The organism is Vibrio rotiferianus, assembly GCF_002214395.1.
In the GTDB taxonomy this organism is placed as follows: Bacteria; Pseudomonadota; Gammaproteobacteria; order Enterobacterales; family Vibrionaceae; genus Vibrio; species Vibrio rotiferianus.
Genome location: NZ_CP018311.1, coordinates 1,877,705 through 1,900,322, shown reverse-complemented (window position 1 = coordinate 1,900,322; position 22,618 = coordinate 1,877,705). Strand labels below are relative to the sequence as shown.

The 22,618-nt window shown below is 43.1% G+C and carries 19 protein-coding genes; 10 read left to right on the top strand and 9 right to left on the bottom strand.

All coding sequences use genetic code 11. The features are described from left to right. Window positions 1-34 precede the first annotated feature (34 nt). From glgC to BSZ04_RS08760, 4 genes are all read right to left on the bottom strand, one after another. Complete coding sequence (gene glgC / locus BSZ04_RS08775) at window positions 35-1,249, bottom strand: glucose-1-phosphate adenylyltransferase (protein WP_010451925.1); 1,215 nt, start codon at window positions 1,247-1,249, stop codon at window positions 35-37. A gap of 367 nt (window positions 1,250-1,616) precedes the next feature. Then, window positions 1,617-3,365, bottom strand: coding sequence for a formate--tetrahydrofolate ligase (locus BSZ04_RS08770; protein WP_088880185.1), 1,749 nt, complete (start codon window positions 3,363-3,365; stop codon window positions 1,617-1,619). A gap of 237 nt (window positions 3,366-3,602) precedes the next feature. Beyond that, a complete protein-coding gene (locus tag BSZ04_RS08765) occupies window positions 3,603-4,907 on the bottom strand; it encodes an inosine/guanosine kinase (RefSeq protein WP_010451921.1) in 1,305 nt (434 codons plus the stop codon). 131 nt (window positions 4,908-5,038) lie between these two features. After that, window positions 5,039-5,512, bottom strand: coding sequence for a CreA family protein (locus BSZ04_RS08760; RefSeq protein ID WP_038884033.1), 474 nt, complete (start codon window positions 5,510-5,512; stop codon window positions 5,039-5,041). 151 nt (window positions 5,513-5,663) lie between these two features. On the opposite strand from BSZ04_RS08760, the gene BSZ04_RS08755 reads away from it, so the two are divergent. The 3 genes from BSZ04_RS08755 (at window position 5,664) to BSZ04_RS08745 (ending at window position 8,926) form a co-directional block, all read left to right on the top strand. Then, on the top strand, window positions 5,664-6,173 hold the full coding sequence (locus tag BSZ04_RS08755) for a hypothetical protein (protein WP_010451916.1): 510 nt from the start codon (window positions 5,664-5,666) through the stop codon (window positions 6,171-6,173). A gap of 68 nt (window positions 6,174-6,241) precedes the next feature. Continuing rightward, a complete protein-coding gene (locus BSZ04_RS08750; RefSeq protein WP_088880184.1) occupies window positions 6,242-8,038 on the top strand; it encodes an HD domain-containing phosphohydrolase in 1,797 nt (598 codons plus the stop codon). A gap of 225 nt (window positions 8,039-8,263) precedes the next feature. Further along, on the top strand, window positions 8,264-8,926 hold the full coding sequence (locus BSZ04_RS08745) for an HAD-IA family hydrolase (RefSeq protein WP_010451912.1): 663 nt from the start codon (window positions 8,264-8,266) through the stop codon (window positions 8,924-8,926). A 523-nt stretch (window positions 8,927-9,449) separates the two neighbouring features. Here BSZ04_RS08745 and BSZ04_RS08735 read toward each other — a convergent pair. After that, window positions 9,450-10,880, bottom strand: a complete 1,431-nt coding sequence (locus BSZ04_RS08735; RefSeq protein ID WP_088880183.1) for a methyl-accepting chemotaxis protein — start codon at window positions 10,878-10,880, stop codon at window positions 9,450-9,452. Between the two features lie 676 nt (window positions 10,881-11,556). On the opposite strand from BSZ04_RS08735, the gene BSZ04_RS08725 reads away from it, so the two are divergent. Together BSZ04_RS08725 and BSZ04_RS08720 are read left to right on the top strand one after the other, a co-directional pair. Then, entirely contained in the window at window positions 11,557-12,153 is a 597-nt protein-coding gene (locus tag BSZ04_RS08725; protein WP_045385200.1) for an acyl carrier protein phosphodiesterase, read from the top strand. Window positions 12,154-12,228: 75 nt separating this feature from the next. Then, window positions 12,229-13,482: a DEAD/DEAH box helicase gene (locus tag BSZ04_RS08720; RefSeq protein ID WP_162531040.1), complete on the top strand. Its 1,254-nt coding sequence runs from the start codon at window positions 12,229-12,231 to the stop codon at window positions 13,480-13,482. A 31-nt stretch (window positions 13,483-13,513) separates the two neighbouring features. Here the strand turns inward: BSZ04_RS08720 and BSZ04_RS08715 are convergent, their stop codons facing one another. Continuing rightward, window positions 13,514-14,302, bottom strand: a complete 789-nt coding sequence (locus BSZ04_RS08715; protein ID WP_045385205.1) for an EAL domain-containing protein — start codon at window positions 14,300-14,302, stop codon at window positions 13,514-13,516. 197 nt (window positions 14,303-14,499) lie between these two features. Continuing rightward, window positions 14,500-15,132 carry a hypothetical protein gene (locus BSZ04_RS08710; RefSeq protein WP_038884043.1) on the bottom strand — a complete coding sequence of 211 codons (633 nt, stop codon included), beginning with the start codon at window positions 15,130-15,132 and terminating at the stop codon, window positions 14,500-14,502. Between the two features lie 130 nt (window positions 15,133-15,262). Here BSZ04_RS08710 and BSZ04_RS08705 point away from each other — a divergent pair, with 130 nt between their 5' ends. The 3 genes from BSZ04_RS08705 (at window position 15,263) to BSZ04_RS08695 (ending at window position 16,785) form a co-directional block, all read left to right on the top strand. Next, a complete protein-coding gene (locus tag BSZ04_RS08705) occupies window positions 15,263-15,505 on the top strand; it encodes a DUF2164 domain-containing protein (protein WP_088880181.1) in 243 nt (80 codons plus the stop codon). 174 nt (window positions 15,506-15,679) lie between these two features. Then, entirely contained in the window at window positions 15,680-16,219 is a 540-nt protein-coding gene (locus BSZ04_RS08700; protein WP_088880180.1) for a cytochrome b, read from the top strand. Beyond that, the gene (locus BSZ04_RS08695; protein WP_071234491.1) at window positions 16,216-16,785 is read left to right on the top strand and encodes a YceI family protein; all 570 of its coding nucleotides are present in this window, start codon (window positions 16,216-16,218) and stop codon (window positions 16,783-16,785) included. Before BSZ04_RS08700 ends, BSZ04_RS08695 begins: the two co-directional genes overlap by 4 nt. 120 nt (window positions 16,786-16,905) lie before the next feature. Here BSZ04_RS08695 and focA read toward each other — a convergent pair whose 3' ends face one another. Next, complete coding sequence (gene focA / locus BSZ04_RS08690) at window positions 16,906-18,357, bottom strand: formate transporter FocA (protein WP_010451887.1); 1,452 nt, start codon at window positions 18,355-18,357, stop codon at window positions 16,906-16,908. Between the two features lie 285 nt (window positions 18,358-18,642). Between focA and BSZ04_RS08680 the strand changes: the two genes are divergently transcribed. Together BSZ04_RS08680 and BSZ04_RS08675 are read left to right on the top strand one after the other, a co-directional pair. After that, complete coding sequence (locus BSZ04_RS08680) at window positions 18,643-19,548, top strand: LysR substrate-binding domain-containing protein (protein WP_010451883.1); 906 nt, start codon at window positions 18,643-18,645, stop codon at window positions 19,546-19,548. 288 nt (window positions 19,549-19,836) lie between these two features. After that, entirely contained in the window at window positions 19,837-20,316 is a 480-nt protein-coding gene (locus BSZ04_RS08675) for a DUF1097 domain-containing protein (RefSeq protein WP_045385212.1), read from the top strand. A gap of 140 nt (window positions 20,317-20,456) precedes the next feature. On the opposite strand, the gene BSZ04_RS08670 is transcribed toward BSZ04_RS08675, so the two are convergent. After that, window positions 20,457-22,091, bottom strand: coding sequence for a DUF2813 domain-containing protein (locus BSZ04_RS08670; protein ID WP_010451879.1), 1,635 nt, complete (start codon window positions 22,089-22,091; stop codon window positions 20,457-20,459). Window positions 22,092-22,618 lie beyond the last annotated feature (527 nt).

The window sequence follows — 22,618 nt, the reverse complement described above, 5'->3', positions numbered from 1 at the left end:
TTGGATGATTGTGCAAAGACGCTTGAGTAAACGCTCAGAACTCGTAACCTTCAGGAATAACGACAATCCCTTTTTCTGATACATGGAATCGTTTTGCGTCTTCGATTTTGTTGATACCAATTTGTGTGTGAGGCGGGATACGAACGTGCTTGTCAATAATGCAACTGACGAGCTGACAGCCTTCACCCACCTCAACATCATCGAAAATAATGCTATCGACGACGGTTGCGCTGTCTTGAATACGCACGTTAGATGCGATGACAGAGTGCTGAACAGAACCGCCCGAGTTAATGACGCCGTTGGCAATGATTGAGTTAATGAAAATCCCTTCATTACCTGTTGCTGATGATACGGTTCTTGCTGGTGGGAATTGAGCTTCGTAAGTGCGAATTGCCCAGTTCGGTTGATATAAATTCATTGGTGGCACCGGCTCTAATAAATCCATATTGGCCTCGTAGAAGGAATCGATCGTACCTACATCTCGCCAATAGCAGTCTTTGTCTACACGGCCTTTGCTTCCGCAGAACTTATAAGCGTAAACGGATTGGGTATCGATGAGTTTAGGAATGATGTCTTTTCCGAAGTCGTGGCTTGAGTCTTCAAGTTTTGCGTCTTCTTCTAGTGCTTCTTGTAGGACATCCATATCGAAGATGTAAATCCCCATGGATGCGAGACTCTGAGTTGGGTCATCAGGTAGAGTGGGTGGGTCTTCTGGTTTCTCGATAAACGATTCGACTAAGCCGTTTCCTTTAATAGCCATGACGCCAAATGCGGTGGCATCTTCTACGGGCACATCCATGCAAGCAACGGTTAGCTTTGCGCCGTTCTCTTTGTGTTCTTCAAGCATGGCTGCGTAGTCCATACGATAGATATGATCACCAGACAGAACAACGACGTATTTCGCATCATTACGAGAGAGCAGCCACATGTTGTGGTAGATAGCATCTGCGGTACCCTCGTACCATGCACCACCTTTGCGCATTTGGGGTGGAACAGCGGTGATGTACTCACCAAGTTCGGGATTGAACACAGACCAACCATCACGTAAGTGCTTTTGTAGTGAGTGTGACTTGTATTGAGTTAACACTAAAATCTTCCTTAAACCTGAATGAAGACAGTTGGTTAGCGTAAAATCAATGATACGGTATTTACCACCAAATGGAACGGCTGGTTTGGCTCTATCGTCGGTAAGTGGGCTCAGCCTTGATCCCATACCGCCTGCTAAAATTACAGCGAGTGCGTCTTGCATAATGTTCCCTTTCCCTTATTTTACGTGGCTCGAAAGCAATATTCAGCCTGAGGAGTTAGCCAACTACAGTTGCTTTACGAGTGATGTTGTAGAGTGCCCTTTGTGCTTATATAACGTAGTACAAGATTCGAGCCATCGAATTTTATCAATGAAATCAATGCTCTTTGAGGGTGGGTGCGTGAGCGCTGCACTATATTAGGGAGTAAGGAAATATGGCGCGCACTGTATTGGTGAGGGCAGCAGGGTGATAGTCGACTTCAAGATTGAGTTTACATTGTAAAGTATTTTTAAAACAAAGAGATAGCGTAAGTTGATAGCAAAACAGGAGCTCAAAAGCTCCTGTTTGTTGAACTAAATGCAATCAAGGCTATGAAAGGCCGATAATATTGCCTTGCTCATCAAGATCCAAGTTCATAAATGCAGGTTTGTCTGGCAACCCAGGCATAGTCATTACGTTACCAGAGAGAGCGTAAACAAAGCCCGCACCTGCACATAAACGCAATTCACGAATTGGTACGGTAAAGCCACTTGGTGCGCCTTTTATTGCCGAATCCGTCGTGATTGATAGAGGTGTTTTCGCGACGCACACGGCTAAATCATCAAAGCCTAATTTTTCGAAGTGTGCTAATTGCTGTTTCGCTAGATCACTCATTTCAATATTTGAGGCACCATAACCGACTTCACACACCGCCATCAATTTTTCCTTTAAGGATTGCTCTTTGGTGTAAAGAGGCTTGAATTCAGAGGCCTGATCGCAAGTTGCCACTACGTGCTGTGCAAGCTCAATAGCGCCGTCACCACCTTGACCAAATGCAGTACTGACCGCAACTTTTACTTCAGGATTAAAACGCTCGATTAACGCTTTTAGTTCTGCCAATTCTTGTTCTGAATCTTGTGGGAACTGGTTGATGGCTACGACCGCAGGGATTCCGTATTTATGCACGTTATTGATGTGCCATTTCAGGTTTTCGAAGCCAGCTTCAAGTGCAGCTTGGTCCGGGTTGAAAATAGAATCTGGAATTGCCATACCAGGGCGCAAATCGTAGTGACCTGAGTTTGCTTTCAAACCACGAAGGGTCGCGACAATTACAACGCAATCTGGTGCTCGGTTAGCAGCAGAAGCTTTGATGTTACAGGCTTTCTCAAACCCCATGTCAGAGCCGAAACCTGCCTCGGTGACAACGTAACTAGAAAGTTTTAATGCAATCTGGTCTGCAATGATGGAAGAGTTACCATGGGCGATGTTTGCAAACGGGCCAGCGTGAATAAGCGTAGGGACACCTTCAAGTGTTTGCATCAACGTTGGTGCAATCGTCTCTTTTAGTGTAACCGCCATTGCACCAGCAACTTGCAAGTCTTCGGTTGTCACTGGGTTGCCATCTAGATCATACGCAACGACAATGCGACCAATACGCTGACGTAAGTCTTTAAGATTTTTTGCAAGGGCAAGGATAGCCATGAGCTCGGACGCGGCAGAAATATCAAAACCTTCTTCACGTTCGAAGCCGTTGATGGTTTTACCTTCTTCGTTTAAACCGATCTTCACCATGCGCAGCGCACGGTCATTGTGGTCCATAACGCGCTTCCATGTGATTCGCTCAACATCGATTTTCAATGCTTTTAAACCAGTGCGTTCTTCAAATGCGCTGTAGCCTTCACGTTGCTCATGGTAAAGGCGAGCATCAAGTGCCGCTGAAGCTAAGTTATGTGCTGCTGTGACTGCATGAATATCACCAGTAAGGTGAAGGTTCAGCTCGTCCATGGGAGCGACTTGAGAGTAGCCGCCGCCAGCAGCGCCACCTTTGACGCCAAAAACTGGCCCCATCGAAGGTTGACGAATACACGCGATTACCGATTGATTGATTTTAGATAGGCCTTGGGATAGGCCGATTGTGGTTACGGTTTTGCCTTCGCCTAATGGGGTAGGCGTAATTGCAGTGACCAACACCAATTTACCATCTTGGTTAGCGTTTAAGCGTTCAAGACATTGGGGATGAACTTTAGCTTTGTGTTTTCCGTGTGTATCGAATTCGTGCGGCAAAAGACCAGCATTTGCTGCGACAGTAGCGATAGAAGACAACGGTGTGTTTCGGCAAATTTCAATATCAGACTGCATGGATACTCCAAAAAAATGGCTAACACGTGGCGTTCAACATCAAGCAATCGAAAGACTGTATTGCTGTTGCGCAAACGTTTGCGCGAGAATAATACTGGTTAAATAAGAGGTGTAAAGCAGTTCATGCGCCTTAGCGTGCTACATAATAACAAAAAACACTAAATACTGCGCTAGATCAAAACAAAAAGGTCACCAAACGGTGACCTTCGCATATTTTTCGCTCTAAGTGCCTGGTTCTTAGCGATCCCAGTAGGTCTCTTCTAGGCTGTCTTCGCGCTCAGGAAGCGCACGAGAGAGGCGAGGAGAGTGCTGAGTTAGCACTTCGTAGCTTACGCGGTTTGCGTACTTACAAATCTGAGATAGAGAAGAGTAAGTTAGGCAGCGGACTTCATGTTTTTCTGAGTTCGGCACTTCTTTCTGGTGGAAAGAGTTTGCTGCCATGTCGTGTAAAAGTGCAGACAATGCCGCGTCACCTGCACCGTTAGTGTTCTTAATCTCAAGAGGGCCACCTAGATAAGGGCCAATATGAGAGTAGACTTTCATCGGTTGTTTACAGTCTTCTTTACGCATCGCACGGCTGAATTCAAACTTGTTGAACTCTTCGATAGAGCCTTCAAGGATGTCGTGCGTGGTTTCACGTTTAACTTTCTCTTCCGTGTAACCTGCCATGTATAGACCATCTGGGCCAGCGGTACATAGAACAAGGTCAACCCACTCAAGTGCTTTATCAGCAGCAGTTAGTGGATCTGTTTCACCTGTTAGCGCTGCGCCTTCTTCTTCGTTCATCGCCACAACAGACACGTTTTCACGAATGTACTCTTGCCACCACTCAGCATTGCCTTCGATTACGTATTTTGTGCCTAGCGTCAATACAACAGGAACATCGTGCTTCTTAGCAAAATCAATTGCTCGTTGAACCGCTTGAGGCATTTGGTCTTCTTTCTTACCACGCATTAGGTAAGAAGATACGACTAGAGCTGATGCTTTCTTAAATACTTCTTCAGGGATGCTCTCTGGAGAGAGTTTGTTCATATGACCTTCGTTGATCGCGAAAGTACGCTCACCATCTTGAGAAATAAGTGTGTAGCAACGACCAATAGGGCCATCCACGGTTTGTAGGTGGTTTAGGTTCATACGTGAAGAGGTGCGGCATAAATAACGGTATGCGAATGAACCTACTTGGATGTTCTTTGACATCACACCAAGAAGTACTGACTTGCTGTCCGCAAGTACAGAGTAGTTATGCAGTGTATTACCGATCGTGTCACCCGGGTATTGGTGAGTGATCAGGCCTTGCTCTACTAGCTCTTCATATAGTGCGTCTGCTTTGCTCTCTTCAAGAACGAGAGAGTGTCCTTTACTAAGGTTGTACTTTTCTAAAAACGCATCGTCTACACGCGCTTCGATATCAACGATGGTTTGACCAACACCGACAATGGTAGGCCGATACAGCTTTGGCGCCTGTCGAGTTTGGTGGACTAATGGATCTCGAGCGTGAGTTGGGAAGTAGTGTTTAGATTTACGCTGACCGGGAAACTTCATGCTTGTTCTTGATTGAGAAAAAAAGAGGCGGGATTGTATCACAAAATTCTGAAAAATCGTTGCGTTTTATTGCAAAGAAGTTCGCCCGCTGAAAAAAGCAGCGGGCTGATGTTTTTAGCAACGATCAGGGATTAATTTGTCGGAGTTACAACTGGTTCCACGTAAGCTTTGGTTCCCCACAATGGTACCGTTGATAAGCTGTGTTTAAAGCTACCCTCAGTCTCTTTGGTCGTGTAAGACAAGTAAAGTAGAGTTTGATTTTCCGGATCGTAGATGCGTCTTACTTTCATTGTTTTAAAGAAGATACTTTTCGATTTCTTAAATACGACTTCCCCTGATTTGCTCTTGTCGATTTTCGCGATCATTTCTGGTGTGATGTCGCCAGTTTGACGACAAGAAATGGAACTATCACTTGGATCAGACAGGCTAAGGTTTGCTTCTATCGACGCAATATGACAAGTCACTCCCGTTACGACTTCATCTTGTAGATGACCTATCTTAATGTCTTTCATTGTGAACATACCTAGCGAGACGTCGCCGACTTCATTGTCACCACATCCAGCCAAGACCGTTACCAAACCTAAAGCAAGCAAGCGTTTTTTCATTTTTCATCCCTTAAATAGGCTAATTTATTGATTCAATTTATCAGACGCACACGATTAAAACAAAATTTGGCCTAACCTCAGGTGTTTAGCTATGTTTGTTACAGTCTTCATGCTAATGTACGGCAAACCAAAGCCTATGGGGTTGTTTTAAATGAACGAACAGCAGTTAACAGCCGTTAACAAAAAGAACGATTGGCTGTATAACTTGGTGGAAGTGGAATTCCCTACACCAGAAAGCATTAAAGGGCGTGAGCTCTATCTTGATTCAAGCACACAATGCGAGTTTTCGCTCCTTGATTCATCTTCTCTTCTCTCTAAAGCAACACAGACTTCTGCTGAGAATATCTATCTAGTTGATTTTCATCGTCTGACGATTATGTTTGCCTTGCTTCAATCAAGTAGATGGGAACATAAAGAGCAACAAGACCTCATTATTGAGTTCCTAACTCAGATTATTTTGTCCTCTGAGTATGAACTGTACGTTGGTTTTCATGATGGTGAGCCTACCGCAGCAGCGATTGTTAGCCAGTACGAGAAGCAAACGTTAATATCTGATGTCGTTGTATCTCAAAACTTAGACAAACAGACCTTTATTGGTGATTTAGCTAAAAAACTAGCGGAATCAGACAAGTTATATGAAACAATAATCGCTGAAACTTGATCTAAGTCGATATCTGCGCATACGAGCAGACCTACTATATCGGCAAATTTGCCATTGGTTAGATAAAAATGAAGAAGCGTTTAACGCGTTGGTTAGCTGTTATTTTATGGTTAGGGACAACCGCGGTAAGTGCGAGCAATGATGAATCTTGGGACGTGAAGCGTATTTTGGTGCTTCACTCCTATGACCCATCTTATCAATGGACGAATGATATTCAACACGGTATTGAAGAAGGCTTTGCCCAAGCAACTGGTGAAGTAAAGCTGTCTATCGAGTACCTAGACTCCAAACGTGTACATTCTCATGGTTATCTGCAGAGAATGGGGAATTACCTTCAACTCAAATATGAAGGCTATCAGTTTGATGGTGTCGTTGTAACTGATGATGCTGCTCTTCAGTTTATTAAAACTTATTACCCCAATGCTGAACGTAAAACTCCAATAGTTGCAGTTGGTATTAACAATCTCAAAGCAACATTAGACAACGTTTCTACAAATGGCAGTGTACTATATGAAGTAGATCGAATTGATGAAAATATCAATTTGATTAATAAACTGCGTCCTAAAATCAAGACTCTTTATTATTTAGCCGATCACAGCATTACAAGTGAACACATCCGTCAACTTGTATTAGAGCATATGAACCGCTTCCCACAAATCAAAGTGGTAGAAGTTCGCAGCAAGACCTTGAGTGAGACTGCTGAGCTGCTGAAGCATATCTCTCCAGATGATGCGGTATTGCTGACTCACTATAATACCGAGACAAGCAAAGGCAAATACCATACTTACCAAGAAATCTCTCATGTTATTGGTACCTCAAGTGCTGCGCCTGTTTTTGTTTTTTGGGAGCACTATTTAGGTGAACCTGGCATTCTTGGTGGCTACTTAAATCGATCTAAGAACTTTGGCTTTGAAGCCGCTGAGTTGATGGCTGGGAAAGTAGGCTTATCGCTATTACCAACCATGAAAGAGCAACCGGTTACTGAAGCCGTACTCGACCACATTGCCATTGAGAAATACAACATCAGCCGTTATTTGATACCGAAATCGGCAAAAATCATCAACAAACCAGCACCTTTAATAACGATAAATTACAAAACCTTATTAGTTGTAGGTGCGATTATTGGTGTACTTTCGTTAATTGTCGTAGTTCAGTTTATGGTTATTCGGCAACGAAAAGAAATTGACCGAAAGAACCGTAAAATAGTGGTTTTGCAAAAACGTACATTGAGTGTCCAAAAAGAGATGATACACGTATTAGGTGAAGCGATTGAATCCCGCTCGGGAGAAACAGGGAACCACGTTAAGCGTGTCGCCAAACTTTCCGCCAAATTAGCTGAGCTGTGCGGACTGAGTCATCGGGAAATTGAGATGATCGAAATTATCTCTCCAATGCACGATGTAGGAAAAATTGCAGTTCCGGAATCTATTTTGGACAAATGTGGACCACTGGCACCAGATGAGTGGGAAGTGATGAAACTCCATACGACGAAGGGTTTCGACTTACTGAATACCAAAGAAGGTGATGTTACCAAATTGGCGGCAATCGTTGCTCATGAGCATCATGAACGATGGGATGGAAATGGCTACCCAAATGGTTTAGAAGGCGAGTCTATTCATTTATTCGCCCGGATCACGGCAATTGTAGACGTTTTTGACGCACTATTGAGTGAGCGCTGCTACAAGAGAGCCTGGAGCATCCAAGAAGTGATCGAGCTTTTTGAAAAAGAAAGAGGGCAGCAGTTCGACCCATTTTTGTGCCAATTGCTATTGGATAACCTGGATGATTTTGTCGAAGTAAGAAACATGCATCCGGATTTCGAGAATATTGCGAGCGTTTGCTCGGATAGAGATCTCACTAATTAAGAGTACTGAAAATAAATCGGTGATCTTGTCCAGAGTTTTCCTATTTTTCACCGCCATTTTACAGAAAATGCAAACTATGTCGTTTAAACATTTCTAAACTTAAATATCATGGGATTACATTTTTAGTAAAAAGAATTAAGTCGAGTTTTAATATCGACAATAGAATCGGAAGTACATCCAAACTTAACTACAACGATAATGTACCGCGATTTTGGGAGAAACGTCATGGCGATAAATAGTGTCAAATGTGTCATTTTCGATTGTGATGGCACATTAGTAGATAGCGAAAGGTTATGTTGCCAAGCTCTGGTTAATGTTTTTAGTCACTACAATGTTGAAATGCCTTTCGATGAATGTGTTGCACACTTTAAAGGTGGCAAGTTAGCCGATATTTTAAGTGATGCAAAACAGCGTGCTGGCTTGCGTGTTTCACTGGATGTTCTTGAACCACAGTATCGTGAACAAGTAAAAGAGCTATTCGTCCGTAACCTTGAGCCAATGCAAGGTGCCAAGGAGCTCATTGAATACTTAAACGACAAGGGCATCGAGTATTGTGTTGCTTCTAATGGCCCCAAAGACAAAATTGAGTTCTCTTTGGAATTAACCGGGCTACTGCGTGCGTTTAAAGGGAAAGTGTTTTCCGCGTTCGATGCGAACAGTTGGAAGCCAGAGCCAGATCTTGTTCTTTACAGTGCGATGAACATGGGTTTTCTCCCTAGTGAATGTTTGTATGTTGACGACACTCCTAAGGGGATTGAGGCAGGTTTGAACGCCGGAATAAAAACGGTTCAGCTGTATAATGGCGCACCGATTAACCTTGTTGACGATGAACGTGTCATTCGTGTGCACCACTTAGAAGAACTCAAAGAGCAAATTGCTTGTTTATGATCTAATGGCAAACTTTACTGAGAGTGTGTATGTGCTTGAATTTTGTTTGTATCAAAGGGGTTTGATGTAGGCATTGAATGGACGAGAAGTTTTTTGTGTGGAATCCACATGAAGCACATGTGAACTTTTCTCCATCAGTGGAGACAATGTATTCGTCGCCTTGGCAAAGGGGGCAGTTTAGATCTTCCAAATTATTCTTATATTCTTTTTTTTTCATATAGTCACCAGCAGCAAATCAATGTTGACACTCCGAGAATAGCCCAATCAAAACGTATTTGAACGATCTTTGAACAAGAGTCTAATTTAATTGAGACTCACTTCAAAGTATATCATTCCGTATGATTTGCAGGGGCTATTCTGTTATGGGCAGTGGATTCTATTAATCAACGAATTTATTGTAAAACGATCTGCTTTCTCTCTGTGCTTTAGTTGTCTCTTTCCTTTACCGAATTCTTTTTAGAACTCGTGTTAATTAGGCAAAAAAATAGGGCTCCAATCGGAGCCCTTTTTATTGAGTAAGCACTTAAGCTGTTCGGTACCTTTCTAGTATCTTACCGAGCGAAACTGACGCTTGAGTAAGGTTTGCAACACCAACGGTAGATTGTTCAGCGACATCTTTGATGGTATTTGACTGGGTACGAATATCCGATAATTCTGAGGCAATATCGTTAGCAACAGCGCTTTGTTCTTCTGCTGAAGTAGAGATCTGAATGCTCATGTCCATTAACGAACGAGCTGAATCGGCGATCGATTGTACATCTTGACCAATCTCATCAATCAACTGGCTGCTTGTTTGCGCTTGTTTTACGGTTTGCTGAGTAATGGACGCAATGTTTTGGCTTTCTGATTGTAACTTTTCAATCATCGCTTGAATCTCAACGGTAGCTTGCTGTGTTCGACTTGCTAGTGTGCGAACTTCATCAGCAACAACCGCAAAACCACGCCCTTGCTCACCTGCTCGAGCCGCTTCAATCGCCGCGTTTAGCGCAAGAAGGTTGGTTTGCTCAGAAATGGCATTGATGGTTGTGATTACATCGTTAATCTGAGTCGTGTTTTCATTCAGGCTTGTAACAGAGCTTGATGCTTGTTCAATGTAACTGGAAAGTGTTTCAATTTCTGAAATTACTGACTGTACGCGTTGACGGCTGTTGTCAATTTGATGAGTGTCCTGCTCAGAACGTTGCATCGCATTTTGTGCAATAGATGATACTTCATTTGAAGAAGCGGTCATTTCTTCCATTGCAGTGGCTACAGAATCAAGAGACTGATATTGCTGGGTGATTTGAGTTTCACTCAACTTCATGTCCTGTTCAAACGATGAAGATGTTTCACTCAAGGTATTCGCATTATCTTTAACGTTGTTTACCAACTCAGAAAGCGTATCCATTGACTTATCAAGAGCGCAACCGATCGTTCCAAATTCATCGCGCCCTGGATGGAAGCCTAAGCGTGATGTTAGATCTCCGTTACCAATTTTTTCAGTTGTCGTGTAAAGCACCCAAAGTGCGCCGCCTAAGAAGGTCGCGACCCAGTAAATAAAGATACCAAATGGAACAGCCCACAGATAACTGATAAAGAAAGAGGATAGGGCATCTGATTTGGCATCTTCGTAGCCTTTACTACTATCAATGGTCAACTGCACATTTTGGCCATTACCGAGTTGGCCAGATACAGTTGCAACACCGTTGTTAAAAGATGAATCGTTGATTGCATTCACCTGAGTTAGGCCGGATATGTTTGGCACGGAATTGCTACTTGAAGAAATAATACCTTCAAGCTTACTTTGTGCTACTTCAACTGCGTGATTTTCAAATTGTTCAACTTCGTTGAAATACCGTGTGGTTGCGAGTGACGTCAATGTCACGAAGAACATTAAGAATATGACCCACATTTTGTCGTTGATCGACATTTTGATAAAGAGTCGATCTATGGTTCTAAACTCAACTTCTCTCATTCGTTGCTCCATTTGAGATGGTTGGGGGGAGATGGTTAAAGGTAAAGGTATATCGAAACAAAATATGCGATGGAGCGCAGCAAATAATGTAACAACTCATTGTTGGATTTCAATAAATGCGATCTTAGATCGCATATAACAGTATTTCATTCTAATAAATTGAGCTATTTAATAAAATGCAAGTGCAAATGATTGAGTAGTGATTTCGTGAGGGGTAAACCGGTTATTTACTAATCGAAAGGCGTTCGGTGACGAACGTCAGTTTGGGCATGGGAAGGAAGAAATAACTGTAGAATCTTGTTTTGAGCTCTTATCGCAAACGTTTACTTATGATTCCTGTCATAGCTTTCTAAAACTTTACTTCTCGCTGTCATGAATGTGTCATATAAAGGCTATAAAAAGGAGTTACTGTCATCAACGAAGAAGAGATATGGCGGTAAAAATGGAAGCATGTTTGCTTCAGGAGATATAAACAAAGGAGGTCACAATGAGCGACCAATACCAAAACGACGAATGCCTAGAGATGCTTGATGCTCTTGAAATCGGTATTATCTTGTCGGACTACATTGGCTCAGAAGACGAAGCCGAATAAGTACAATTAGTACTCTCACCGCGTCACAACAGACGTTATACTAAGTTCATGTAAGACGAGCCAAAAGGCCACTCACAGCGTCTAATGAACTTTCTAGCCCACCTGCATATTGCAGACCACTGTAATAGCCATTTAATGGGAAACTTGCTTGGAGATTTCGTAAAGGGAGATCCAAGCAAGCAGTATCAGACTGATATTTCCAATGGCATCAAACTTCATCGCTTTGTCGACCGTATTACCGATCACCACGCCATTGTTGAAGAGTGCAAACCGCACTTTACTGGCGTTGCACGTCGCTTTGCTCCCATCGCCCTCGATATGTTTTGGGATCACTGTTTAGCCAAGCATTGGCATTCATTTAGTGATCAATCGTTAGATTCCTTTGTTCGTTATGCTTATCAGCAAGTGAATGAGCAAATATCGAATGATCTACCACCTCGCTTTTTATTGCTCCATAGCCGGATGTGGAGTGGGGGTTGGTTGCAGTCCTATCAAGACTTAGAAAACATCGAGTTTGCGCTTCATCGAATGTCACAAAGAACGCCGCGTATGGCTGACCTCACCACAACGTTCGAGGTTCTAGATAACGAATATGAGCAGCTGGAAGCGAAATTTGCTGCGCTTTATCAAGATGTGCTGAATCAAGCCGCTGAGCATCATCAACAGTTAATTAATTCATAACGCCTCGAGTGCTAAAGGTAGTATGACCAAAGGCGCTCTGGTAAACTCTGCGCTCCAAAAATTATGAGGTTTATCATGTCCGTTAATTTCGCTGATCTTGGCATTGAACAACAGCTGGTTGATACCCTAAGTGGTATGAATATCGTGACCCCAACGCCGGTGCAAGAAAAGTCGATTCCACACGTATTGGAAGGTAAAGATCTACTGGCTGCTGCACAAACTGGTACTGGTAAAACTGCAGCATTTGGCTTACCTATCATACAAACGGTTCAGCAACAGAAACGTAACGGAACACCACAAGCTTTGATCCTTGTGCCTACACGTGAGTTAGCGCAGCAAGTGATGGATAACCTGACGCAATACGCGACAAACACTGACCTTAAGATTGTTTGTGTTTATGGTGGGACGAGCATTGGTGTACAAAAGAGAAATCTAGAAGAAGGCGCAGATATCCTTATCGCGACGCCGGGTCGTTTGCTTGACCATTTGTTTAATGGCAATGTAAACATCTCTAAAACGGGCGTTCTTGTGCTTGATGAAGCAGACCGCATGTTAGACATGGGCTTCTGGCCAGATCTACAACGTATTCTTCGCCGTTTGCCTAAAGATAAACAAACCATGCTGTTCTCTGCTACGTTTGAAAAACGCATTAAAACTATCGCTTATAAACTGATGGATTCTCCGGTTGAAGTGGAAGTTTCACCTGCAAACACGACCGCAGAAACCGTGAAGCAAATGGTTTACCCGGTCGATAAGAAGCGTAAACGCGAACTGCTTGCTTACTTGATTGGTTCTCGAAACTGGCAGCAGGTGTTGGTATTTACAAAGACCAAGCAAGGCAGCGATGAACTGGCGAAAGAGCTTAAGTTGGATGGCATTAAAGCGGTTTCTATCAACGGTGATAAATCCCAGGGTGCGCGACAACGTGCGCTTGATGAGTTCAAAGAAGGTAAAGTGCGTGCGTTGATTGCAACCGACGTAGCAGCTCGTGGTTTAGACATTCAGCAACTTGAGCAAGTGGTTAACTTTGATATGCCATTTAAGGCGGAAGACTACGTCCATCGTATTGGTCGTACAGGTCGCGCAGGTAAATCTGGTCTTGCGGTTTCTTTGATGAGCCGTGATGAAGAGTATCTATTGCATGCTATCGAAAATCTACTCGATCAACGTTTACCACAAGAATGGTTAGAAGGGTTTGAACCAAGTCTGATCGAAGAGGTTGAACCGGAGCGTAATGGTGGTGCTCGTCGTAAGAGCCGTTCATCTGAAAAACGTAAACTAAAGGCTAAGTTAGCTATCCACAAAAACCGTGGTAAAAACCGCCGCTAGAAAAGGTGATGGGAGATATCAGTAACCCTGATTAAGCCGTCTTTGCTTCTTGGTACGCCTCAAGCGTTTGCGGCATTGCCAATAAGTAGCCTTGATACATATCGAAACCGAGTTTTTTCATTAAGTTAAGTTGATGCTCGGTTTCAATTCCTTCGATAACCGTTTTCGAGTTGATTTCCCGCGCTAGAGTAAGGGCTTGTGTTAGTTTCTGGCTATCACCATTTTCGTACTGCAGCAGTAGCGATCTATCGAGTTTGATAATGTGGGGCTTGACACTCTTAGCCCGTTCTTTGGTTGACGCATTAATTCCGTAATCATCAATCGCCAGCATATAACCGCTGTGACCTAGTTTTCTCGTTGCATGGTGTAGTGTCGCTTCGCTACTTGCATCCACTTCGACGAGTTCCATCACAACTTGTTGTTTTTGAACTCCTGCTTGTTTGAGTGTTCTTTTTAGTAGGTTGTAGTAGGAGCGATCTAGAGCCAGCATTTCTGCGGCTTTTGGGAGCACGTTTAAAAACAGTTTTTTGGCGTGAAATCTGGATTGACCGAAGTTTTGAATATGGATGAGTCGACTTAAGCGTTCCACATTGAGCTGATCACTTTCGTTAACGGTGTTTGAATGAAAAAAAGCATCAGGCCTTATCATTAACCCGTCTTTATTTGAGATTCTCACTAGAGCCTCGAGACCAATGATCTTCAACTCATTCTGATATATGGGTTGAAAGACACTTCGCAAAGTAAGATGTTTGTACTTTGCAATAAACTGCCCATCTAACTGTTTATGAATGCAACTCACTAGTTGCTGTATGCTCATCATTATTACGTAAACCTAAGCCAACTTCTTATTTTAAAAGACTTTTAAGTATGAGGGTTACTTATTTTTCGCCAATAATCTTTATCTAATAGATTGTTATTACAGTTAGCAAGTGATGTCGTACGAGATGATTAGAAATGTCGAGTCGTATCAAATTTAATGGTGTCAAATGTGATAGCGACAAGATTATTTTATGAGGTTCACCACTGTAAAACCGCATACAATTGAAGGTATTTTCTTACGAGCTGTTCTTTGTTTGAGCGTCGAAGTGGATGTCCAAACTTGATATAGCAAGGGCTGATACCAAATCGTGAGTCCAGAGAGTGGGTTAATTGGGATTCACTCGTGTATAAGGTTATTCCTTGCTCTGTGTACTCATTTATTGAGTCAGGTAGCTCTCCCATCCACCAATGCAGCAACTCTCTACTTGTTTTGCTTCGGCTAATCCAATGATCACTTACCAGCAGCAACAGATCATTTGGCTGAAGGGCATAACCATATTCGCTTTGCCACTCTGTAATAGAAGACAATAAGTTTTCACGGCACGCCTTTCCCGCACTGACCAAGTGATGAGTTAACACCCATACAGTGCCTATTTCTGATGAAATTCGGTAGTGGTGAGGCTGTTCTGGGGTGTCGAGCACCTCTAGGGATTTGATCACGCTGTTATGACCAAAATGTGAAAGCGTATGTTCCATACGACGAGCAAACGCAATACCGAGGTGGTGTTCACTCATGCCCTGATTATGTACCGCTGGGTAATGCTTCTCACACAGCTTAAGACAATCGTCTTGAAAATCATTGACGCTTTGGATAACTAAGTCGAGTAGCAAGTATATTCCCTTAACGGTTACAAATTAGGACGGCAAAAGGTTAGCATAGTCTTTTCAGGATAGACTAATTTAGATGGGCAACTTCTTGATCTAAACATCAAAATTGAGAATAGAGTTCCGCGAGATATATATGATTAAACTAGAAAGAGCACAAAAAGAAATCCTAGCTGTCGCCATTCAAGATTATATGCAAGATGAACTGAGCGTTGAGATTGGCCAGTTCGACAGTGAGTTTTTGATTGATTTCATTACGGAGAAACTGGCTCCAATCTATTACAACAAAGGGATTGAAGACGCAAAAGCAGTAATCGAACGACGCATGCTAGAAATGAATGATGAGTTGTATGAAATAGAACAAGAAGTCCAACTCTAAGTTTCCGTTTTACAAACGGTTTTAAGTTCCTTCAAATTTTTCGAACAAGTTGTTTTAACGAGTTATATTGGTTAGATGTAAAGGATGGTAAATAATCTGTTTCACACAAGGTAAATAAGTTAATGTTGTGTTTCTTGCTCAACATCAACTTAGGAACATATCTAGGAACGTGAGATGGAAACACTGGTAAAGAACTACAACCTACCTGCACGATTTATGCATTGGCTATCAGCACTTTGTATCATCGGTTTGTTTGCTGTGGGGTTGTGGATGGTCGACCTTAGCTACTACAGCGAATGGTATCGTACGGCACCACATTATCACCGCTCTGTGGGCATTCTACTCGCAATACTCACTTTAGCGCGCATCGTATGGAAACATGTGACGGCGTCACCAAAAGTGGAAGGAAAACCTTATGAAGTGGTCGCAGCAAAAGCTGCGCATGGTGTGATGTATATATTGCTTATCACTATCTTTATTTCAGGTTACCTCATCTCAACATCTGATGGTCGCGGTATCGAAGTATTTAATTGGTTTACGGTACCTAGTGCAGGGGAATTATTCCCTGGTCAATCAGATATTACAGGTGAAATTCACTTCTATGCGGCTTGGGCTGTGATCCTAATGGCTGGTTTGCACGCCGCTGCTGCACTCAAACATCACATTATCGATAAAGACAACACATTAAGAAAAATGTTAGGAGCTTCAAAATGAAAAAGTCACTTTTCGCTACAGGATTAGCTATTGCAATGGCACTACCGTTTGGTGCTAATGCAGCAGATTACGTTATCGATACGAAAGGCGCTCACGCATCTATTAACTTTAAAGTTAGCCACCTAGGTTACAGCTTCATCAAAGGTCGTTTTAATACATTTTCTGGTGACTTTTCTTTTGATGAAAACAACATCGCTGACGCTAAAGTCAACGTAGTGGTTGATACAACTAGCCTTGATTCAAACCATGCTGAGCGTGACAAACATATCCGCAGCGGTGATTTTATCGATGCAGGTAAATACAGTGAAGCGACGTTCAAGAGCACAAAAGTCGTAGATAAAGGCGACGGTAAGCTAGATGTAACGGGTGACCTTACTCTTCACGGTGTGACTAAACCAATCACGATTGAAGCAGAATTTGTTGGTGCGGGTAACGACCCATGGGGTGGTGAGCGTGCGGGCTTCATTGGCCAAACTCGTCTAGAGCTTGCTGATTTTGAAATCCCGGTAATGGGTTCTTCTAGCTACGTTGATATGGAACTGCACATTGAAGGTGTTAAGAAGTAATTTCTTAACTTTCATGACGCAAGCTTGCACTGCTTAAACTTGTATGGCTTGAACGAAGAAAGCGCTCCAAATAGAGCGCTTTTTTATTGGTGCCAACTTGTCTTGCTAGTTTTTATTGTCTTATGCAGTTTCTAGTACTTTGTCTTCAACTAGGTTTAGACGCTCGCCGTACACAGGGCGAAGAGCTTTAAGAACTTCGCAACGTGTCACTACGCCAACCATCAAACCGTTTTCTAGTACAGGAAGCACTTGAGGCTTACTTACTTTGATGCTCTTAGCACGCTCTTCTAGAGAAAGAGAAGTAAAGCGTGTTGCCATACCCATGCTTGTTGTTGGGTAAAGTTGCTCTTTGTCGATACACAAGAACTCAACTACATCCACTAAACGGTCGTTTGCGTCAATTGCTACCACGTCGCGGCTCATCAAATCGACAACCTTCTGCTCTTGAGCTGGGATGTAATCCTGACACCAAAGCTCTACCATTACGTCGTGAGCAGAGAAGAAGCCGACTAGACGATTTTCAATGTCAACAACAGGAGCACTGATTAGATTGTTGTCTAATAGGGTATCTAGTGCAGTTGATACTGGCATTTCTACGCTCAGAGTAACTGGGCTCGGGTTCATAATCTCTTTTACAATCGATGCGTTTTTCATAGTGCGTTCCTTAACTGACGTGAGTGTTGTAGTGTTTGTAATAGATGCAACTTCTGCTGCTTTTAATTCTGGGCGACGGTAAATGCACCAGTTAGCTAAGCCAACCAATACGGCACCACCGACGATGTTGCCAAGTGTTACTGGAATTAGGTTTGCAGTGACAAAGTGACCGACATTTAAATCTGCATATTGAGAAGCCGGTACACCAACTGCAGTCCAGAATGATTCCGGTGCGAAGTTCGCGATAACGATACCTAGCGGTACCATAAACATGTTTGCTACACAGTGCTCAAAGCCGCTGCTGACGAACATTGCTACTGGTAGAATCGTCATGGCTGCTTTTGTCATTGCATTTGCAGAGCTGAATGTCAGCCAGATAGCAAGACAAACTAACAAGTTACATAAAATGCCCAATGCAAAAGCTTGAACCAATGTGTGGTGTAGCTTGTGCTGTGCGATGTTTAGTGCATTTAAACCCCATTGACCGGCATCCATTTGGTACAAGCCTGCTGCGCTTACCAATGCAAGTAGGAACATTGCACCGATGAAGTTGCCCACATAAACCTTGCCCCAAATCGACAACATCTTGCCGAATGAGATTTGTTTGTTTGCCCATGAGATGCTCGAAAGCACTGAGCTGGTAAACAACTCACCACCGCAAATAACGATGAGTATTAAACCCATACTGAATGCTAAACCACCTGCAAGACGGCTAAGACCCCAACCCGCATCCGCACTACCTGTAGTCACTGTGATGTAAAACAAGAATGCTAAACCGATGAATGCGCCTGCCATAATTGCCAAACCCAGTGTCATGCCGCTGGTTTTGTTTGCTTTACTAAGAGCAAACTTCTCAGCTTCAGCCATCATCTCTTTTGGAGAGAAATACTGGTGATTTTGAGGGCTGGTCACCGCCATAATGACTCCTTAGTCTGTGGTTCCATATGAACTCCTTGGTTAATGAACTCGAGTGTTTTCTGTACTCGAAAGTGAAGGTGTTATTGTTTTTTGTTGCGGTGTTCCCGAACCGCATATCCAGATTAAGCAGGTCAGAGCTACAGGTAAAATTGATAATATTTAGAATCCTCATCAAATTATTTGATAAGTTTTTAAAGGCAGGTAAAATGAACCTCATTGCGTATTAGCGCATGTATTTTTGGGTTGCGAGAGTATGGGGAATACTCGCCAATTAGGGAGGACACTTTGCGCTACTCACTTAAGCAATTAGCGGTTTTTGACGCAGTTGCAGATACCGGCAGTGTAAGCCAGGCCGCGGATAAACTGGCTCTGACACAATCGGCGACGAGCATGTCGCTTGCTCAGTTGGAAAAAATGCTTGGTAGGCCTTTATTTGAAAGGCAAGGCAAGCAAATGGCTTTAACCCATTGGGGGATGTGGTTAAGACCAAAAGCAAAGCGTTTACTGCAAGATGCGCTACAAATTGAAATGGGTTTTTACGAGCAACACTTGTTGAGTGGACACATTCGATTAGGTGCGAGCCAAACACCTGCAGAACACCTAGTTCCTGACCTTATCAGTATCATTGATAATGATTTTCCTGAGATGCGTATCTCACTAGGGGTACAGAGTACGCAGGCTGTCATCGATGGCGTCTTGGACTACAAATACGATCTGGGTGTCATTGAAGGGCGCTGTGATGATAACCGTTTGCACCAAGAGATTTGGTGTCGTGACCACCTTACTGTAGTCGCAGCTTCTCACCATCCATTTGCACGTAACCCTTCGGTGAGCTTAGCTCAACTTGAACAAGCGAAATGGGTGTTGCGTGAACATGGTTCTGGTACTCGCAAGATTTTTGATAGCTCTATTCACCATCTTATTGAAGATTTGGACGTGTGGCGTGAGTATGAGCACGTACCAGTACTCAGAAGCTTGGTATCCAATGGGCAGTATCTAACCTGTCTGCCTTACCTTGATGTAGAACGCTATATTGAAGCAGGGGACTTGGTTGCGCTGAACGTACCCGATCTGAAGATGGATCGAACCTTATCATTTATCTGGCGTGCTGATATGGCGGAAAACCCGCTTGTTGACTGTATTAAGCGTGAAGGATTAAGAATGATGAAAGGCAAACCTTCCGTTCTTTAAGTGATATCCAAAACAAAATGGTCGAATTTTGGAATTGGCTCTGCATTTTGTAGGGCCTTTTTTGTGATTTTCGCTCAATTCACTGCATTTTTGTTATTTTCGAAATCTGTTGATTTATCGGTTGCGTCAAATTTAACGTGTAAAACATGCAACTTAGTAGGGTGTTAATGAGATCTTGATCACCGAACTCCTCGGTGGATATGCCTAGTATTGACTGCCTGATTTCAATGTATGAAGGCAGTTTTCGAACCATAACGGTACGAAACGAGCAAAGCGGGTAAGAATACCATGACCACACTTTTAGCAATTTCGATTACCACTGGCATTCTCTCTGGCGTATGGGGCTGGATCGCTATTTCCCTTGGCCTTTTATCTTGGGCGGGCTTTCTTGGCTGTACAAGCTACTTTGCATCCCCGACAAGTGGCTTGAAAGGGTTGGCAGAAAGCTTACTTACCAATATGACTGGCGTATTCTGGGCGATGGTTATCATCTATGGCTCAACATACGTGGGTTTAGAGATTATCGGTTACGTAATTACTGCTGTTGTTGCGTTCTTCATGTGTATTCAAGCTAAGCAAGCTTGGTTAGCGTACATCCCTGGTACTTTTATTGGTTCATGCGCGACTTTTGCTGCAGACGGCAATTGGCAACTTGTTGTGCCATCGCTGATCTTAGGTGGCGTATTTGGTTACTTAATGAAAGCAACAGGACTTTGGTTACATGCGAAATCAGCCGCTACTTCTTCGCTCGCTGAGCAAGTACAGTAGTGAACCCCCGATCTTATTTGTATCCGCTGTGTATTGAGACTTATCCCGTTCAATACAGTTAATCAAAATTACTGATTCTTGATACGAGCACACCAAATTGGTGTGCTTTTTTTTGCATGCTGTTTATTGATGGCTCATGACTAAGTGTTTCCGTTTGCCATCGTGACAACACGTTTAAGTGTCCAACGTAACAACACCGGGATGCACTCCATGCCTTTCTCCTCACAATGAGCCACAATGGCTAAGGCTAAATCGGGCTTAGCGTGTTTTTTCAAGACGCGATTAACGACTTTTTTAGCGGGAATAGGGTGTTCATGAGGAACTTTGATGATGTCCTTAAAGAAAATTTCAAACCCATTGTTATATAGAAAGTGTTCGATATCGCGATCTGGTAGTTCGGTAAGGCGATGGCGCTCTTGGTCATGTTCTAGATGGGCTCGGACGGTATTAGCATATTTCTTACCGGCAGGATCGCCATCGGTGACAACATGCCAGTCGATTCCGAAGCCCTGAGCGACTTTTATCAGTGACTTCAAACCAGATTGCGCAAATTCAACAATTTGAACGCCTTCTGCCGCTAAGTCATAACCACACTGTCGAGCGAGTTCATTGAATAGCCATACCTCTGTTTCACCTTCAACTAACAACCAGCAACGTGCAAATAGTGCTCCGGCCCTATGAAAACGAATATGAAAGCCAATCCTGCGTAGCTGATCGACACTGAATCGGTTCGTGTTAAGCGATCGAGCCATAGTTCGATCTGACAAGCGAACCAAGCGACGGATAGATGCCAGAGGGACGGAACCGAGTAAACGAGCACTGTTCGTGGTTAGGATTTTTTGCATGGGTAGTAGTTGTAACAAGCCCCATGCCCTTGACAGGTGAGTGGGATGTAATCGACCTTCTGGATCTTCAATCGTCAGTATGGGTCTCGCACAACGTCTAAGGTCATTAGGCCCTTTTGCTTGAAGATAAGCGTTGAGCAACCCCATCAATAGCAAACGTGTTTGCTTGTTATTCGTTTCTCTCAAAAACTGCGATAGCCCTTTTTCTGCGGAAGGGCTGGCGTAAAAAAGGCCATCACGCGGTTTTCTAGGGTTACCTTTCTTCACACTGCGGAACGCAAAGTAGTGTTCCACTAATGTTTGCATTGAGTCTAAACTACTGCGAACTTCACCTTTATTTACGTGCCCTGGCATAGCAAACAGACGTCGACAAGTGTTATCAATCCGTTTTTCTATACGTGCGTTTTTACTATCCCCATTGACATGATTTTGTTGTGGGAATCGGCGAGAGTCACGAAGTCGAATGACTGGGTGTAAGGTCATTAACTCGACGGCTAACTTATCTGAATGATGCAGTTGTTTTGGCTCGCCATCACAATTTAAGAATGCGTATTTGGTCGTGATATTGTGCCCGTCGCGAGTTGCACTTAAACGGTAATAGATGACATGTTCGTTATCTTCATTAATGCACCAGGTTGGTTTTATTCGTCGATAACGTCCCGCATTTGCCTCGTGCTTATCTTGTGCTTTGAAACAGAGGATGATTTGAAGGTGTTGAGTTTGTGGGTGCGAAATCGCATAGTCGACATGAAAGTCGGTCATTTCAAATTGATAGAGCGAACCATCTGCGGGTAAGGCGAGAGACAAGGCGTCGAGTAGGGATGATTTCCCCCACGTATTCTCACCGATTAAAGTGGTCAGTTCGTCAAAAGAGAGTGAAAGGCGTTTAATGCCTCTAAACCCAGAGATTTCGATGCGTTCTAGTCTCATCTCACTCCTCCTTGCAATTATTTGAATTATCGAGAGTTCTTTTGCTTCTCCTAAAGCATATATTAAATTGATCTAGGCAAGTTAAGCTCAGTTCACAAATTTAAGAGCATTCACCCTATGAATACAGACCGTTTAGGCGTAGAGTCACTTTCAAACTTGTACGTCTAACGTGTGTTGATCACGTAAAAATGAAATAACTAATTCTCTGTTTCATAAAATTCATGATTCTGTCATGATTCAGTTCTAATAATGATGTCCAAGTAACCTCGAGATGCTTAGTTCAGCGAGAATGACTTGGTTTGTAGACTAGGCAACGATTTGAAAACCTAGTGACCCTAAGTTAAAAAGCGTTAACAACGTATACAAACCAAGTCAACTCGCCCGAAGGGAGCGTGTCACTGATTCAATTTCTTTGTCAAACAATTGGGAAATAGATGACTATTACGCTGCATCGTTTTCCTTGAACTTAAATCAGTGACATCGCTCTGAATACTGCATCTTGAGGTCACTTGGGCATTTCGGAATGA